This window comes from Thermoflexus hugenholtzii (assembly GCF_018771565.1).
GTDB lineage: Bacteria > Chloroflexota > Anaerolineae > Thermoflexales > Thermoflexaceae > Thermoflexus > Thermoflexus hugenholtzii_A.
In genome coordinates, this window is record NZ_CP076326.1 from 1,542,087 (window position 1) to 1,557,318 (window position 15,232).

Annotated in this window: 13 protein-coding genes; 4 read left to right on the forward strand and 9 right to left on the reverse strand. The window is 68.4% G+C overall.

Features of this window, described 5'->3' with window-relative positions; genetic code table 11:
- Positions 1-2 precede the first annotated feature (2 nt).
- Genes KNN16_RS07055 through KNN16_RS07065 form a run of 3 tightly spaced genes read right to left on the reverse strand, consistent with a single transcriptional unit; the run spans position 3 to position 2,049 of the window.
- Positions 3-788, reverse strand: coding sequence for an SCO1664 family protein (locus tag KNN16_RS07055; protein WP_303900365.1), 786 nt, complete (start codon positions 786-788; stop codon positions 3-5).
- 46 nt (positions 789-834) lie between these two features.
- Positions 835-1,362, reverse strand: coding sequence for a DUF3090 domain-containing protein (locus KNN16_RS07060; protein ID WP_088572317.1), 528 nt, complete (start codon positions 1,360-1,362; stop codon positions 835-837).
- A gap of 42 nt (positions 1,363-1,404) precedes the next feature.
- The gene (locus KNN16_RS07065; protein ID WP_299285801.1) at positions 1,405-2,049 is read right to left on the reverse strand and encodes an MSMEG_4193 family putative phosphomutase; all 645 of its coding nucleotides are present in this window, start codon (positions 2,047-2,049) and stop codon (positions 1,405-1,407) included.
- Positions 2,050-2,705: 656 nt separating this feature from the next.
- On the opposite strand from KNN16_RS07065, the gene KNN16_RS07070 reads away from it, so the two are divergent.
- Positions 2,706-3,068: a ferredoxin family protein gene (locus KNN16_RS07070; RefSeq protein WP_299285798.1), complete on the forward strand. Its 363-nt coding sequence runs from the start codon at positions 2,706-2,708 to the stop codon at positions 3,066-3,068.
- Between the two features lie 165 nt (positions 3,069-3,233).
- Here the strand turns inward: KNN16_RS07070 and KNN16_RS07075 are convergent, their stop codons facing one another.
- Positions 3,234-3,842 (reverse strand): alpha/beta hydrolase, encoded by a 609-nt coding sequence (locus KNN16_RS07075; protein ID WP_303900372.1) that lies wholly within the window; start codon positions 3,840-3,842, stop codon positions 3,234-3,236.
- Between the two features lie 165 nt (positions 3,843-4,007).
- Positions 4,008-6,599 (reverse strand): ATP-dependent chaperone ClpB, encoded by a 2,592-nt coding sequence (gene clpB, locus KNN16_RS07080; protein WP_303900373.1) that lies wholly within the window; start codon positions 6,597-6,599, stop codon positions 4,008-4,010.
- 266 nt (positions 6,600-6,865) lie between these two features.
- On the opposite strand from clpB, the gene KNN16_RS07085 reads away from it, so the two are divergent.
- Positions 6,866-8,344 carry an NAD(P)-dependent oxidoreductase gene (locus KNN16_RS07085; RefSeq protein WP_303900375.1) on the forward strand — a complete coding sequence of 493 codons (1,479 nt, stop codon included), beginning with the start codon at positions 6,866-6,868 and terminating at the stop codon, positions 8,342-8,344.
- Positions 8,345-8,430: 86 nt separating this feature from the next.
- Here the strand turns inward: KNN16_RS07085 and KNN16_RS07090 are convergent, their stop codons facing one another.
- Together KNN16_RS07090 and trmFO are read right to left on the reverse strand one after the other, a co-directional pair.
- Positions 8,431-9,603, reverse strand: coding sequence for an MFS transporter (locus KNN16_RS07090; RefSeq protein WP_299287139.1), 1,173 nt, complete (start codon positions 9,601-9,603; stop codon positions 8,431-8,433).
- Complete coding sequence (gene trmFO / locus KNN16_RS07095) at positions 9,600-10,964, reverse strand: methylenetetrahydrofolate--tRNA-(uracil(54)-C(5))-methyltransferase (FADH(2)-oxidizing) TrmFO (protein ID WP_369685888.1); 1,365 nt, start codon at positions 10,962-10,964, stop codon at positions 9,600-9,602. Before trmFO ends, KNN16_RS07090 begins: the two co-directional genes overlap by 4 nt.
- 333 nt (positions 10,965-11,297) lie before the next feature.
- On the opposite strand from trmFO, the gene KNN16_RS07100 reads away from it, so the two are divergent.
- Complete coding sequence (locus tag KNN16_RS07100; RefSeq protein WP_273095584.1) at positions 11,298-11,525, forward strand: hypothetical protein; 228 nt, start codon at positions 11,298-11,300, stop codon at positions 11,523-11,525.
- A 126-nt stretch (positions 11,526-11,651) separates the two neighbouring features.
- Positions 11,652-12,260, forward strand: coding sequence for a ComEA family DNA-binding protein (locus KNN16_RS07105; protein WP_303900380.1), 609 nt, complete (start codon positions 11,652-11,654; stop codon positions 12,258-12,260).
- Between the two features lie 99 nt (positions 12,261-12,359).
- Here KNN16_RS07105 and KNN16_RS07110 read toward each other — a convergent pair whose 3' ends face one another.
- Together KNN16_RS07110 and mtnA are read right to left on the reverse strand one after the other, a co-directional pair.
- Positions 12,360-13,970, reverse strand: a complete 1,611-nt coding sequence (locus KNN16_RS07110) for a threonine synthase (protein ID WP_303900383.1) — start codon at positions 13,968-13,970, stop codon at positions 12,360-12,362.
- A complete protein-coding gene (gene mtnA / locus KNN16_RS07115; protein WP_303900386.1) occupies positions 13,945-15,021 on the reverse strand; it encodes an S-methyl-5-thioribose-1-phosphate isomerase in 1,077 nt (358 codons plus the stop codon). Before mtnA ends, KNN16_RS07110 begins: the two co-directional genes overlap by 26 nt.
- Positions 15,022-15,232 lie beyond the last annotated feature (211 nt).

The following is a 15,232-nucleotide window of genomic DNA, read 5'->3' on the forward strand; positions in this document are numbered from 1 at the left end:
CCTCAGATCATCGGCCACGGCACCGAGCGCCAGGGCCCCGGGTGGGGGAAGATCGGACGCTCCAGCAGGGCCGCCGTCCGCCGCTCCAGGGCGGCGATCTCCGCCGGGTGCAGCAGGGCGGCCAGCTCCGCGCGCAATCCTTCGTCCTCCCGCAGGCGCCGATCGAAAGCCCGGATCTCCTCGAGGATGTCCTCGGGGATCGGTTGCCCCCGGTAATCCCAGATCACCGTCCGCAGCTTCGGCTCGACGTGGAAGCAGATCCCGTGGTCGATGGCCCAGATCCGCCCGTTGCGGTCCCGCAGGCAGTGGCCCGCCTTCCGGTCGGCGTTGTTGGTGATCAGATCGAAGGCCGCCAGGCGCATCAGCACGGGCTGCAGGGCGGGATCCTCCCGAAAGGTGAAGTAATTCTCCTCAGGGTCCGCGTCGATGTAGAGCTGCAAGGCCCCCCGCCCATATGGGCCCTGCTCCCGCAACACGGTGGGGGGCACCAGTCCCCAGCCCAGGGCCTCGCTGACCACGTAGGCAGCGACTTCCCGGTAACACAGGGTGCCGTGGGGGAAATCCCAGAGGGGCTCCTCCCCGCGTTGCGGCTTGTAGACCGCCAGGCCCGTCCGCTCTCCATCGCTCACGGCGACCAGGAAGGTGGCGTTGGACCCCCAGGGGATCAGCCCGAGGAGCCGGATCTCCCCTTCCCGCAGCCATCGCAGGACGATCTCCTTCGGGGTCTCCAGGGGAAGGGGGTCGGGGATCCGCCGCGCGGTCCCGGGGCGAGGGCGACGGGTCGCCATCTTCCGCACTCCTGGAACGGTCCTTCCATCCTCTGATTAGAGGCCTTCAGAACACGACCGCCTTGCCGTTGCGGCGGGGGCAGATGTGCCCTTCGGGGTCGATGGGGCGGCCGCACAGCGGGCAGAGGGGGCGGCCCCGGGCGACCACGTCGGCGCCGTGGCGGCTGAGGGCGTGCATCTGCTCCCGGGTCGCCCAGAAACGGACCACCCGCAACCGGTCCGGGTCCTGATCCTCCTCCGCCAGCTCCTGGATCACCAGGACCACCCAGTCCCCGCGGGGCTCGTAGCCCAGCCCCATGCGTCCGGCCCGGAACAGGGGCTCCAGGGGTTCCTCCAGCTGCAGCTCCGATTCGTCGGGCTCCGGCCCCAGGGGACGGGGGTATTTCTCGTTGATCTCCTCCAGGAGCTCCTCCAGGGAATGGGCCAGGGCCCGCACCTGTTCCTTCTCGCAGAGGATGGTGACCAGGATGTCCTCCTGGCGGGCCTGGATGTAGAACGTCCGCCGTCCAGGCTCGCCCACCGCATCCGCGGTGATTCGATCCACCGGCCGCAGGTCGTAGATCAACCGTGGCATCTCCGTCCCGTTTTCCGGGAAAGGTGAGGGCCTGACTTGGGATCAGCGCTTGCGCGCCTTCGAGAGATAGGCGAGATCCTCCAGCGGCCACTGAAGGGGGCCCGTGTCGTTCAATCGCAGGAGCAGCGGGGGCCCCTCGGCCAGCCAGAAGATGGTCACCGAGGCGGGGGCGATCATCAGCCGATGGTAGAGATCCAGCGGCATGCCCAGGTAGTAAGCGGTGACGGCCCGGATGAGGTCGGCGTGGGTGAACAGGGCCACCACGTCCCGGGGGTGGCGGGCGGCGATGGTCTCCACGGCGCGGACGGCCCGGGCGATGAGGTCGACCATCGCTTCCCCGCCCGGGAAGAAGGCGCGGCTGATCGTGCCCACCAGGCGTTGCCAGGCCTTCTGGCGCCGCAGCCGTTTGAGGGACTTGCCCGTCCAGTCCCCGTAGCGCACCTCCCCCAGTTCCGGGACGATCTGGATCTCCAGGCCCTTGCGGCGGGCCAGGGGCTCAGCGGTCTCCAGGGCGCGCTCCAGGGGGCTGCTGTAGATCGCCCGGATGGGGAGCGGGGCCAGGCGTTCCGCCAGCGCCTCCGCCTGCCGACGCCCGGCCTCGTTGAGATGCACCCCCGGCGTCCACCCGGCCAGCCATTTGCCCATGGCGTCGTTGGCCGCGTGCCGGATCAGCAGGATGATCGCCATCCGCGTCGCCTCGGCGAAGTTCCTTTTTCTCAGTATAGCACAGAGTGAAAGCCGCCTCGATAACAGGGTCGCAGCTAAAGCCGCTCCTACAAAAAGGCGGTTTTTGTAGGAGGGGCTTCAGCCCCGAACGTTCTGTCTTCGATCGCACAAGGTTCGCAGTGAAGACCACTCCGTAACTCCTAACCTATGGCTCTCGATGGCGCAAAGGTCGCGGCTAAAGCCGCTCCTACAAAAAGATGGTTTCTACAGGAGGGGCTTCCGCCCCGAACCTCCGTCTTCGATCGCGCAAGGATCGCGACGGACGCCGCCCCGACAACCCCAAACCCCTGGCTCTCGATGACACAATGGTCGCGGCTAAAGCCGCTCCTACAAAAAGACGGTTTCTGTAGGAGGGGCTTCAGCCCCGAACCTCCGTCTTCGATCCCACGATGGTCGCGGCGAAAGCCGGCCCTGCGGAAAGCCTTAGCCCCGAACCCTGGCTCTTAAGCCCGCGGCAGGCCGGATGAACGCTCCTGGGGGCAGGCTATTGACAGGGCCTTCCGCCATCGGATAGAATGGCCTCGAACGTTCCGACGATGGCGGGCCCCGGCGAACATCGCGCATGGCCCCGGGGCCTCCGCTCTCCTCCAGATCAATCCACCATCAGGAGGGAAGCGATGACGCATATCATCACCAGCCTGTGTCTGCGCGACGGTGCCTGCGCGCAGGTCTGCCCGGTCGAGTGCATCGTCCCCGGCAAGCCGGAGGATCAGTGGCCCTGGTATTACATCGACCCCGACACCTGCATCGACTGCGGCGCCTGCGTCCCCGAGTGCCCCTACGAGGCCATCTTCCCCGAGGACGAGGTCCCGGAGGCCTACACGATGAAGCCGGGCCAGGTGCGCATGATCATGCGCGCGCCGGGGGACATCGAGCGCTACGAGGCCAAGGGCGGCGAGGTGGTCAACCTCCGGGAGGACATCCCCTTCAACTACAAGTTCTACAAGGAGGGCCCGGGCTACAACGCCCGCAACATGTGACCTCCCCTGCCCTCGCCCTCGTCCCGCCCGGCCCGGGCTGGGCCCGACGGCTCGCCCGGGCCGGGCAGCTCCTTTCAGGGACCACGGAATCTCCCCCTATCTTCCTCGGCTGCGGCCTTCGCGCAGGTGGGCCTTAACGACAGCGGGGAATAGCGGACAGGGGGCTCATGCCTGTAACCCCCGGATCCACTCGCGGAAGGCCCGCCAGGCTTCCGCGCCCGCTTTGTGGCCTCCCGGGTATTCCACGCAGGTGGTCCGGGCGCCCAGGGCCTGAAATCGAGCGCACAGGGCCCGCCCCTGGGCGATGGGCACCAGGGGATCCGCCCGGCCGTGGGCGATGAAGACCGCCTTGCCAACCAGCGAGGGCGCTGCCCCGGCCTCCGGAACGTCGGGGAGGAACCCGCTGAAGACGGCCAGGCCGGTCACGAGGTCCGGCGCCTGCAACGCAAGGAGAGCCGCCATCGCGCCGCCCTGGCTGAACCCCACGACCACCCGATGGGAGGCGCCCCGCGCCTCCCGATGGAGCAGCTCCTCCATCCAGCCTCGCAGCACCCTCAAGCTCTCCTGCACCATCCGGGGATCCGGCCGGCCGTCCGCCTGCGGGATCCACCAGGCATAGCCGCCGCCCGGCAACGGATAAGGGGCCCGGAGGCGGACGGTCCGCCAGCCGGGCCCGAAGGCCGTCTCGAAGACCGCCATCGAGGTCTCATCGCCGCCCCAGCCGTGCAGGAGCACCGCCAGGGAAGCGCCCCTCCCTTCGTGAAGGCCTGTCATACGCAGAAGCCCCCATCCCAACACCGCAGGAGCGGCTTCAGCCGCAACTCCGCGCCATCGAAGACCAAGGTTCGGGGCGAAAGCCCCTCCTACGAAAAAATTGATACAGGCCGAAATCGATTTCGGCCTGCCGACGACAGGTGGGAGCTGCCGCGTGGGCGGCGCTCACGCGGCAGCCCGCTCGAAGACCAGCCGGCCGTCCCGCAGATCCACCCGGATGGTATCGCCCTCCCGGAAGGTCCCCTTGAGGATCTCCATGGCCAGCGGGTCGGCCAGCTCCCGCTGGATGGCCCGCTTGAGAGGCCGGGCGCCGTAGACCGGGTCGTAGCCCACCGTGGCCAGATACTGCTTGGCCTCCTCGGTGACCTCCAGCGCCATGCGCCGCTCGGCGAGCATCGTCCGCAGCCGCCGCAGCTGGATGTCCACGATCTGCCGCAGGTGCTCCATCGACAGCGGATGGAAGATCACGATCTCGTCGATCCGGTTCAGGAACTCGGGCCGGAAGTGCTGGTCCAGGGCGCTGAGGACCAGCTGGCGCATCTTGTGTTCATCCTGCCCGGCCAGCTCCTTGATCCACTGGCTGCCGATGTTGCTGGTCATGATGATGATCGTGTTCTTGAAGTCCACGGTGCGGCCCTTGCCGTCGGTGAGCCGGCCTTCATCGAAGACCTGCAGCAACACGTTGAAGACCTCGGGATGGGCCTTCTCGATCTCGTCGAAGAGCACCACGGTGTAAGGCCGGCGCCGCACGGCCTCGGTGAGCTGGCCGCCCTCCTCGTAGCCCACGTAGCCGGGCGGGGCGCCGATGAGGCGACTGACGGTGTGCTTCTCCTGGTATTCGCTCATGTCGATGCGGACCATGGCCCGCTCGTCGTTGAAGAGGGCCTCGGCCAGGGCCTTGGCCAGCTCGGTCTTGCCCACGCCCGTGGGGCCCAGGAAGAGGAAGACCCCAATGGGCCGGTTGGGATCCTTCAGCCCGGCCCGGGCCCGCCGCACGGCATTGGCCACCGCCCGCACCGCCTCGTCCTGACCCACCACCCGCTCGTGGAGCCGCTCCTCCAGATGCAGGAGCTTCTCGGTCTCCCCCTCCATCAGGCGGGCCACCGGGATGCCCGTCCAGGCAGCCACCACCCGGGCCACGTCCTCGGCGTCCACCTCCTCCTTGAGCAACCGCTTGCCGCGGCTGAGGGCGTTGAGCTCTTCCTCCGCCGCCCGCAGCTGCCGCTCCAGGTCCGGCAGCACGCCGTAGCGCAGGCGCGCGGCCTCCTCATAATCCAGCCGGCGCTCGGCCATCTCGATCTGATGCTGGGTCCCCTGGATCTGTTCTTTGATCTGGCGGACCTTCTGGATGACCGCCTTCTCCCGCTCCCACTGGATGCGCAACGCGTCGGCCTTCTCCCGCAGCTCGGCGATCTCCCGCTCGATGGCCGTTAGGCGCTCCCGGCTGGCCTCGTCCCGCTCCTTCTTCAGGGCCTCCCGCTCGATCTCCAGCTGCAGGATGCGGCGGTCCAGCTCGTCCAGCTCCGTCGGCTTGGAGTCCATCTCCATGCGCAGGCGGGCCGCCGCCTCGTCGATCAGATCGATGGCCTTGTCCGGCAGCCGGCGGTCCGGGATGTAGCGGTGGCTCAGGGTGGCGGCGGCGATCACCGCCGCGTCGGTGATGCGCACGCCGTGATGGACCTCGTAGCGCTCCTTGAGCCCGCGCAGGATGCTGATGGTCTCCTCGACCGAAGGCTCATCCACATAGACCGGCTGGAAGCGACGCTCCAGGGCCGGGTCCTTCTCGATATACTGGCGATACTCGTCCAGGGTGGTGGCGCCGATGCAGTGGAGCTCGCCGCGGGCCAGCATCGGCTTGAGGATGTTGGCGGCGTCCATGGGAGCCCCCTCGGCCCGGCCGGCCCCCACCACCGTATGGATCTCGTCGATGAAGAGGATGATCTCGCCCTGGGCGTCCGTGACCTCCTTGAGGACCGCCTTCAGGCGCTCCTCGAACTCGCCCCGGTATTTGGCCCCGGCCACCAGGGCGCCCATGTCCAGCTGCACGATGCGCTTGTTCTTCAGGCCCTCCGGGACGTCGCCGCGGACGATGCGCTGGGCCAGGCCCTCGACGATGGCCGTCTTGCCCACGCCGGCGTCGCCCACCAGCACCGGGTTGTTCTTGGTCCGGCGGGAGAGGATCTGGATCACGCGACGGATCTCCTCATCGCGCCCGATGACCGGGTCCAGCTTCCCCGCCCGGGCCAGGGCGGTGAGATCCCGCCCGTATTTCTCCAGGGCCTGATAGGTGGCCTCCGGCGTGGGGGAGGTCACCCGATGGGCGCCGCGGACGGCAGCCAAAGCGCGCATGAGGGCGTCACGGGTAAGCCCATGGCGCCGCAGCACCGCCCCGGCCGTCCCATCCACCCGGTCGGCCATGGCCAGGAGCAGGTGCTCCGTGCTGACGTATTCGTCGCGCATGGCCTGGGCCTCCCGCTCCGCCTGACGCAGCGTCTCGGCGGCGGCGCGGGAGAGACCGACCTCGCCAGCGCCGTAAACCTTGGGCCGACCGGCGAGGTATCGCTCCAGCTCCTCGATCATGATCTGAGGATCGGCCCCCGCCTTGCGCACCACCTGCGGCACCACTCCGTCGGACTGACGGAGCAGGGAGAGCAGCAGGTGCTCGTTCTCAATGGCGGGATGCCGGTATTCCTCCGCCAGCCGCTGCGCTTCCAGAAGGGCCTCTTGCGCTTTCTCCGTATACCGATTCAGGTTCATCGGTCCTCCTCCTCGTCCCTCAACGCATCCCTGCAATCCGGCCCTTAGCTTAACGGACGGCCGTCAGAAAGAAATAAGAGGGAGATTAGTGGCGGATTAGCGGAGGCCGAAAACGCCACCCCGAGGGCAGGGATCCCCCGAACCCCTGCCCGAAGGGGTGCGTGACATTGTTCACAACCTATCCCGTGAAAATCGTCACTAAAAGAAGGAGGGGGGATCCTTTAAGATGCAGGAGGGAAACCTGAATTCGAAACAGGAGGGGCGGAATGATCCCGCATCTTCCGGGGGATGAGCTGGTCATTGAGCGGAAGATCCGCACGCGTCTGCTTCCGGTTCTCCCCGCTGAGCGCCCCCCCGAGATCCGCCGCCTGGATTTTGAAGAGGTTCGGATCGGCTATGATGAGACCACCGCCCGGCTGGAAGCCGCCCGCTGCCTCCACTGTCCGGATCCGGCCCCGTGCATCCAGGCGTGCCCTCTGCATAACGACATCCCCACGGCGCTGTGGCTGATCGAGCACGGGGATTTCCTGCGGGCGGCCCAGGTGTTCCGTCAGACCTCCTTCCTCTCGGAGATCTGCGGAAGGGTTTGCCCGCCCCAGACGTGTCGCAACTCGTGCACCCTCTCCGCCTACGGCAAGCCGATCCAGATCACCCCCCTGGAGGCCTTCGTGGCCGACTACCAGCGCCGGGCGGGGGCGCTGATCCTCCACCGGGCGCCGCCCACCGGCCGGCGGGCCGCGGTGGTGGGCTCCGGCCCGGCCGGGCTCACCGTGGCCGAGTTCCTGGCCCGCCAGGGCCATGCGGTGACGGTCTTCGAGGCGATGCCGAAGCCCGGCGGCCTCCTCCGCTACGGCATCCCTTCCTTCAAACTGCCCAAAGCCATCGTGGATCAGAAGATCGCCGACCTGGAGCAGCTGGGCGTCCGCTTCATCACCGGGGTCCGCATCGGGAAGGACCTGACCCTGGATGATCTGTTCGCCCAGGGCTATCAGGCGATCTTCCTCGGCATCGGAACATGGCGGCCGGTGGAGCCGGACTGGGAGGGAGCGGAACTGGAAGGGGTGTATCCGGCCCTGGAGTTCCTGATGCGCGCCAACCTGCCGCCCGAAGATCTCCCCCCCGGCAAACAGGAGCCCCCCCGGGTGGGCCGTCGAGTCGCCGTCATCGGGGGTGGCGACACCGCCATGGACTGCGCCCGCACGGCGCTGCGCCGGGGCGCGCAGGAAGTGGTGGTGTATTACCGGCGCAGCGAGGCGGAGATGCCCGGAAACCGGGAGGAGCGCAAGAAGGCGCGGGAGGAAGGCGTCCGCTTCGAGTTCCTGGTGGCCCCCGTCCGCTTCATCGGGGAAGAGGGCCGGCTGGTGGCCATCGAGTTCATCCGGATGACCCTGGGGGAGCCGGATGCCAGCGGCCGCCGGCGCCCGGTGCCCATCCCCGGCTCGAACTTCACCGTGCCGGTGGACACCGCCGTCCTCGCCCTGGGCTTCCGGCCGGACCCCACGGTGGCCCAGACGACGAGCGGCCTGCAGATCTCCCGGTCCGGCCTCATTGTGACGGACGAAGCGGGTCGGACCTCCCGACCGGGGGTCTTCGCGGCAGGGGATGGCGTGACTGGGCCGGACCTGGTGGTGACCGCCTCCGCGGCTGCCATGCGAGCCGCCCGGGCGATGCACGAATACCTGATGGCCCAGCCGCCGGCGGCCGAGCGGGAAGTTTCCCTCCTCGCCGAGCCCGTGCCGGCGTAAAACCCATTGCGGGCGGGGGCGCAACCCAGGCCCCCGCCCGATGGTCACTCAAAGGAACGCCGATCCGCGCCGGCGCCCCGACGTCTTCAGGCGGCTTCGCGCCTCAGCCTCAGGAAGGCAGCGACAGCGATCCCTTCCATCAGGAGAGCGAAGGCGATCACCCCTCCCAGGGAGAGCTCGTAGATCCCTCCCATCGCGGCGCTGCCCAGGAACCAGGCCAGCCCGTAGACCCCGTTGAAGATCCCGTAGGCGGTGCCCCGCTCCTCCCGGGTCACCAGCGATGGGATCGCAGCCCGCATGATCGTCTCCTGTCCACCGATCACCGCCCCCCACAGGCCCATCCCCAAAAGGAGCAGCAGGGCGTGCCCGGAGAACACCAGTGGGGCGGCCAGGGCGCTGAAGAGGGGGATCCCGATCAGAACCCCCAGGCCCAGGCGATCGTAGAGGGCCCCAAAGGCCAGGCCGGCGGCCGCGTCCACCAGCATGGCCGCGGCGAAGAGGGCGGGGATGGCGGGATCCGGCAACAAGCCGGAGCGCTTGAGATGGAAGGAGAGCAGCTGGAAGTGAACCAGCCCGGCCACGCTGAAGGCCACGAAAACCAGATAGCGCCGGAACCGGGGATGGGCGATCCCTCGGGGGATCGCCCCCTCCGGATTGTCCGCGATCGCCTCCAGCCGCTGGGGGACCGGATACAGGGCGCGGGCGGCGATCAGGAAGGCCAGGGTGATCAGGGCCGGGAGGGCGAGGACCCCGAAGGCCAGGTCGTAACGTCCGCTGAGCTGCAGGATCAGGGCCATCAGCAGGGGCCCTCCCACTGCGCCGATCTGATCCAGGGCCTCGTGGAGGCCGAAGCCTTTCCCGGGGCCCACCTCCTGGGCCGCGTGGGAGAGCATCGTGTCGCGGGCCGGGGTGCGGATCGCCTTCCCCAGCCGCTCGAGGAGGACGAGGAGGGCCGCCGCGGGCCACGCTCGGGTCAGGGCCAGCAAGGGGACGGCCAGAACGCTCATGGCATAGCCCGCGAAGGTGAGCCCCCAGGGCCGGCGCAGCCGGTCCGCCAGGTAACCCGAGAGAGGGCGCAGGCCGTAGCTCAGCAGCTCCCCGACGCCGCCGAGGGCCCCCACCAGGGCGGCGCTGGCCCCCAGCATGGCCAGATACGGCCCGATGAGGCTGCGGGCGCTCTCATAGGTGACATCGGCCATCAGGCTCACCAGGCCGAGGAGCACGATGAACCGCCATGCCTCCCGGGATCGGTCGCTCATGATGCCGCCTCCGAGGGTGGAAGGACGGTGTGTTCCGCCTCGCCGCTCTCCGCCCAGAAACGCTCCAGATCGGAGAGGGCGCGCCGGGCGTAGGCCAGGGCCCGCGCCCGCTTGTCCCGCACCGGCCGCTCCAGCGGCGGCAACAGCCCGAAGTTCGCCTTCATCGGCTGGAAGTCCCGCGGATCCGCCTGGGCCAGGTAATCGCACAGCGCCCCGATCATGGTGGTGACCGGGAAGACGAGGGGAGGCTTCCCCCGCAGCAGGCGGGCGGCGTTCACCCCCGCCACCAGCCCGGTCGCGATGTTGCCCACATAGCCCTCCGCCCCCGTGATCTGACCGGCGAAGAACAGGTCCGGACGCCCCCGGAACTGCATGGTCGGCTCCAGCAGGGCCGGCGCGTTGATGTAGGTGTTCCGGTGCATCTGGCCGTAGCGCAGGAACTCCGCGTTCTGCAACCCTGGGATCATCCGGAAGACCCGGCGCTGCTCCGGCCACTTCAGGTTGGTCTGGAAGCCCACCATGCTATACATCGTCCCCGCCCGGTTGTCCCGCCGCAGCTGGACCACCGCGTAGGGCGGCCGGCCGGTGCGCGGGTCGATGAGGCCGGTGGGCCGCAACGGCCCGTAGGCCAGGGCGTCCCGTCCCCGCCTGGCCAGCACCTCGATGGGCAGACAGGCCTCGAAGAAGCGCGGGTCCTCTTTCTCGAAGTCCCGCAGCTCAATGGTCTCCGCATGGATCAGGGCGTCGACGAAGGCCTCGTATTCCTCCTTCGTCATCGGGCAGTTGATGTAGTCCCCATCGGGATCCTGGCCCCGGCCGTAGCGGGAGCCCCGGAAGCAGATGGACATGTCGATCGAATCGGCGGCCACGATGGGGGAGATGGCGTCGTAGAAGTAAAGATACTCTTGTCCGGTGAGGCGCTGGATCGCGGCGGCCAGGGCGTCGGAGGTCAGGGGCCCGCTGGCGATGATGCATGGTCGATCCGGGATCTCCATGACCTCCTCCCGGATGACCGTGATGAGGGGATGACGTTCGATGTGCTCGGTGACGCAGCGGGCGAACAGCTCCCGATCCACCGCCAGGGCCTTCCCGGCGGGCACGGCGGTGCGATCGGCGCAGGCCATCAACAACGAGCCCAGGCGGCGCAGCTCCGCCTTGAGCAACCCCGAAGCGTTCTCCAGCTCATCCGATCCCAGGGAGTTCGAGCAGATGATCTCCGCCAGCCAGGGGGTGGTGTGGGCCGGCGTGAAGCGCCGGGGCCGCATCTCATACAGCGCGACGCGGACCCCGCGCTGGGCCGCCTGCCAGGCCGCCTCCGAGCCCGCCAGCCCCCCGCCGATGACGATCAGCTCCGGCTCCACGGCTTCCACCTCTTCCCCTCAGAGATCCGAAGCGAGCATCGCCTCCCCATATGTTATCACTCCTTTTGTAGGGCAACTGCTCGCAGCTGCCCTACGATTTGGGGACATACCCCCCCAGGGATCCCCCTTTGACATCCTTCCCAGCCCGGCCTATACTAAAAACAAAGATGCCAAGAGGGGGCCTCCCTTGCGGGCAGGAACCTGCATGTTCCGGCGCATCCGAACGGCACGCGGCCTGCGGGCTGGCGTGCCGTTTTGTTTTCTCCCGGAGACATGGAGCGGCCGGTGAAGGGAAGGATGGAACCCCAACCCCTATCCCGATGAGGAGGTCCAATGGTGGACTCGGCGCTGATCAGCAAGATCGAGAAGGCCCGGCGTTACGCGGAGGAGCGGGATCGCTTCCGCTTCCTCTCGTTCTCGGTCACCGTCCGCGGCGAGAACGACACCCACCACGTCCGTTACCACGAAGGGAACTGGTCCTGCGATTGCGATTTCTTCCGCCATCGTGGGACCTGCGCCCACACCATGGCCCTGGAGCGGGTGCTGGAGGGGATGCTGTAACCGGTCCCAGGACCCCCCTTCCGATCCGCCTGCGGGCCGGGATGGGAGCGAGCCCCCCGGGCCGGCTATCATTCTTATGGGGAGTTTTTCCTCCCCGGATTTCAGGGAATGCCGGAGGGCGGATCAATGGCGCAGGAGGTCGGCCCGGGGGGGCGGGCCGGAGGCTCCCGCTGGGAGGCGGCGCGAGAGGCGGTGGTGCTGGCGGCCACCCTGGCCAGCTTTCTGGCCAGCGTCTGGCTCCTCCGGCGCCCGGCTCCCGCGCCCATCCGGATCATCCCTCCCCCGACCCCGGCCCCGACCCTGACCCCCACCCCGAAGTGGATCCAGGTCTATCTGACCGGCGCGGTGCAGGCGCCCGGGGTCTACACCGTCCCGCAAGGGCTTCGGATCTGGACGCTTCTGGAGCAGGCAGGGGGAGCCCTGCCGTCGGCGGACCTGGAGCGGGTGAACCTGGCGGCGCCCCTCACGGATGGCATGCATCTGCATATCCCCCGGCGGGGAGAGGAGGCGTCGGCCTCCCCCACGCCGGAGCCTCTTCTGGACCTCAACACGGCCTCGGTGGAGGAGCTGGACCGGCTGCCGGGCATCGGGCCGCGGGCGGCCCAGGCCATCGTGGATTACCGGCTCAAGCACGGCCCCTTCCGCCGGCTGGAGGATCTCCTCAACGTCCCCGGGATCGGCCCGGCCACCCTGGAGCGCATCCGCCCGTGGGTGACGGTCTCCCCCGCGCCGTAACGGGATCTTTCAGCTCCCGCGCAGGCTGGATCGCTTTCAAACAGAAATGAGGGGCCGAAATGATTTCGGCCTACAACTCGGGAGCGAAGACGCGCGCTGCTATGAGGCGTGCAGAGCCGCCAGCATGTCCTCAATCAGGTTTTCGTCGGTGAACATCCCTTTCTCCAGCACGGCATACGCCTGCTGGCGCAGGCGAGCCTGCTCCTCCGGGGCCAGGCTCCGGGCGGTGATCACCAGGACCGGGATGCGACGCAGCCGCTCATCCGCTTTCAGGGCCTCCAGCACGGCGAAGCCGTCCATCCCCGGCATCATCAGATCCAGGAGGATCACATCGGGAGGATCCCTTCGGATCCGCTCCAGCGCCTCGTCGCCTCGATCCACCGCCTCCACGTAGAAGGTCCCCCGGGATTGCAGGATCCGCCGGATCAGCCGCACCGCATCCGGGTCGTCGTCCACGATCAGCACCCGCCGGCTGCGCGGGTCCAGCTGGTCCAGGGCGATGAGGAACCCTTCCGAGGGGGCGGCGGGGGCTTCCAGCGTGTAAATCCATCCCTCCCCTAAGGCGAACTTCTCCACGGGGAAGGTGTGCCCGGAGGCGTTGATGACCACCGTCTCCTCCGGCCGGATGTGACCGGAGGCGATCAGCTTGAAGGCCCCGGCGAAGGCGGCGGCGGCCGCCGGCTCCATAGAGAGGCCTTCCATCTTGGCCAGCAGATGCATCGCCCGATAGGTCTCCTCATCGCTCACCGTCTCCATGGCCCCCCCGGTCTCCTGAACGATGCGGCGCAGCACCGGATAAGCCGGGCCGGGGTCACCGGTGGCCAGAGTGGCGATCCGGGTGCGGGGCGTATGGACGACCCGGGCCTGCTCCCGGCCCTCGCGGAAGGATTCCACGATGGGCGCGCAGCCCTCCGCCTGGATCACCCCGATGCGGGGGATCCGATCCACCAGGCCCATGGCCTTCAGCTCCTGGAACCCTTTCCACACGCCGATGGGCCCCATCCCCCCGCTGACGGCCTGGATATACCAGTCCGGCGCCCGCCAGCCCAGCTGCTCGGCGATCTCAAAGGCGATGGTCTTCATGCTCTCGCGGGCGGCCAGGCTCCGGATCCCCCGATCCAGGAACAGCCCGCGTCGCTCGGCGAACTGGGCCGCCACCTGCTTGGTCTGATCGTAGGTCCCTGTCACCTTGATGACCTCGGCCCCGTAAAGGGCCACCTCCCGCATCTTGTCGGCGGGGGCCGAGCTCACCAGGAAGGCCCACAGCTGGATGCCGGCCCGGGCGCAGTAGGCGGCATACGAGATCGCCACGTTCCCGGTGGAGGCGACCACCATCTCCTGCAGGCCCGCCTCCCGAGCCACGGAGATGGCCAGGGAGGCCTGTCGGTCCTTAAAGGAGCCCGTAGGGTTCTGGCGCTCATCTTTGATGTAAAGACGGGGTCGGCCCAGCATCAGCCCCAGGTTCTCCGCCCGCAGCAGCGGCGTGCCCCCCTCCTCCATCGTCACGATGTGAAGATCCTGGCGCAGGGGGAGGAGCTCCCGGTAGCGCCACATGGTAAAGGGACGCTGCCGGAGCAGCCGATCCCACCGCTGGCGGACGGCCTCCAGATCGTAGACCACGTCCAGCCAGTCGCCTCCGCAACGCGGACAGCGGACCTCAAAGCGAAGGTAAGGCCACTGATGACTACAGGCCGCGCAGCGCAGCCACATCCCGAAGATCCTCCCGCTCGAGGCCGAGGGCTCGTCGGATGTGCAGGTCGAAGGGCGGATAAAGGATCCCCTTTTCGGTGATGATGCCGGTGATGTAGCGGGCGGGGGTGACATCGAAGGCGGGGTTGGCCGCCCGGGCCCCTCGGGGCGCGATGGGCACCCCCTCGATCTCCAGCACCTCCCGCTCGTCCCGCTCCTCGATGGGGATGGCGTCGCCGTTGGGGGTGTTCGGATCGATGGTGGAGGTGGGGGCCACCACGTAGAAGGGGATCCCATGCTCCCGGGCCAGGACCGCCAGGGTGTAGGTGCCGACCTTGTTGGCCACGTCGCCGTTGGCGGCGATGCGGTCCGCCCCCACCAGCACGATGTTGACCTTCCCTTTGCGCATGAAGTAGCCGGCGGCGCCGTCGGCGATCACGGTGAAGGGGATGCCCAGCTGGAGCAGCTCCCAGGCGGTCAGCCGGGCGCCCTGCAGGCGCGGGCGGGTTTCATCCACCAGCACGTGGATGCGCTTGCCCTGTTCGTGGGCGGTGCGGATCACCCCCAGAGCCGTGCCGTAATCCACCGTGGCCAGGGCCCCCGTGTTGCAGTGATGCAGGATGGTGTCGCCGTCCCGGATGAGAGTCGCTCCATACTGCCCCATCCGACGGTTGGTCTCCACGTCCTCCTCGGCGATCCGGATGGCCTCGGCCACCAGCGCCTCGCGCACGGCCTGGGGATCCTCCAGCCCCTCGTCCGCGGCCCGGCGGAGCATCCGATCCACCGCCCAGAACAGGTTCACCGCGGTGGGGCGGGAGGCCTTCAGCAACCGGGCCGCCGCTTCCAGGTCTCGCAGCAACGCCGCGCGGTCTGAGGCAGGGCTGCGGAGGGCCGCCAGGGCCATCCCGAAGGCGGCCGCGGCGCCGATGGCCGGGGCCCCCCGGACGGCCATCGTGCGGATGGCCTCGGCGACGGCCTCGGGGGTCTCGCACTCCAGGATGACCTGCTCATGGGGCAACCGCCGTTGATCGATCAGCCGCAGGACGCCGTCGTGCCATTCCACGCTGCGCATGCAGAGCCTCCGATCGCGATGGAGGTTGAGAAAGCGCGATCCGCCCTGTGCTCCGGATCTTTACAGATTTTACCCTAAAGCGAGACGAAGATCTTCCGGAGGCGCAGGGGGGTGTGTCCCGATTTTGTCGGGCCTGGCCGCTTTGTAGGACAACTGCGAGCAGTTGTCCTACGATTTTGGGACACACCCGCGCAGGGCCTTCCAGGTAGGG

Coding starts and splice junctions, on each gene's coding strand:
- KNN16_RS07085 (WP_303900375.1), top strand. CDS start 6,866: ATGATCCCGCATCTTCCGGGGGATGAGCTGGTCATTGAGCGGAAGATC.
- KNN16_RS07105 (WP_303900380.1), top strand. CDS start 11,652: ATGGCGCAGGAGGTCGGCCCGGGGGGGCGGGCCGGAGGCTCCCGCTGG.
- clpB (WP_303900373.1), bottom strand. CDS start 6,599: ATGAACCTGAATCGGTATACGGAGAAAGCGCAAGAGGCCCTTCTGGAA.
- KNN16_RS07060 (WP_088572317.1), bottom strand. CDS start 1,362: ATGCCACGGTTGATCTACGACCTGCGGCCGGTGGATCGAATCACCGCG.
- KNN16_RS07100 (WP_273095584.1), top strand. CDS start 11,298: ATGGTGGACTCGGCGCTGATCAGCAAGATCGAGAAGGCCCGGCGTTAC.
- KNN16_RS07070 (WP_299285798.1), top strand. CDS start 2,706: ATGACGCATATCATCACCAGCCTGTGTCTGCGCGACGGTGCCTGCGCG.
- KNN16_RS07090 (WP_299287139.1), bottom strand. CDS start 9,603: ATGAGCGACCGATCCCGGGAGGCATGGCGGTTCATCGTGCTCCTCGGC.
- KNN16_RS07110 (WP_303900383.1), bottom strand. CDS start 13,970: ATGTGGCTGCGCTGCGCGGCCTGTAGTCATCAGTGGCCTTACCTTCGC.
- KNN16_RS07075 (WP_303900372.1), bottom strand. CDS start 3,842: ATGACAGGCCTTCACGAAGGGAGGGGCGCTTCCCTGGCGGTGCTCCTG.
- KNN16_RS07055 (WP_303900365.1), bottom strand. CDS start 788: ATGGCGACCCGTCGCCCTCGCCCCGGGACCGCGCGGCGGATCCCCGAC.
- mtnA (WP_303900386.1), bottom strand. CDS start 15,021: ATGCGCAGCGTGGAATGGCACGACGGCGTCCTGCGGCTGATCGATCAA.
- KNN16_RS07065 (WP_299285801.1), bottom strand. CDS start 2,049: ATGGCGATCATCCTGCTGATCCGGCACGCGGCCAACGACGCCATGGGC.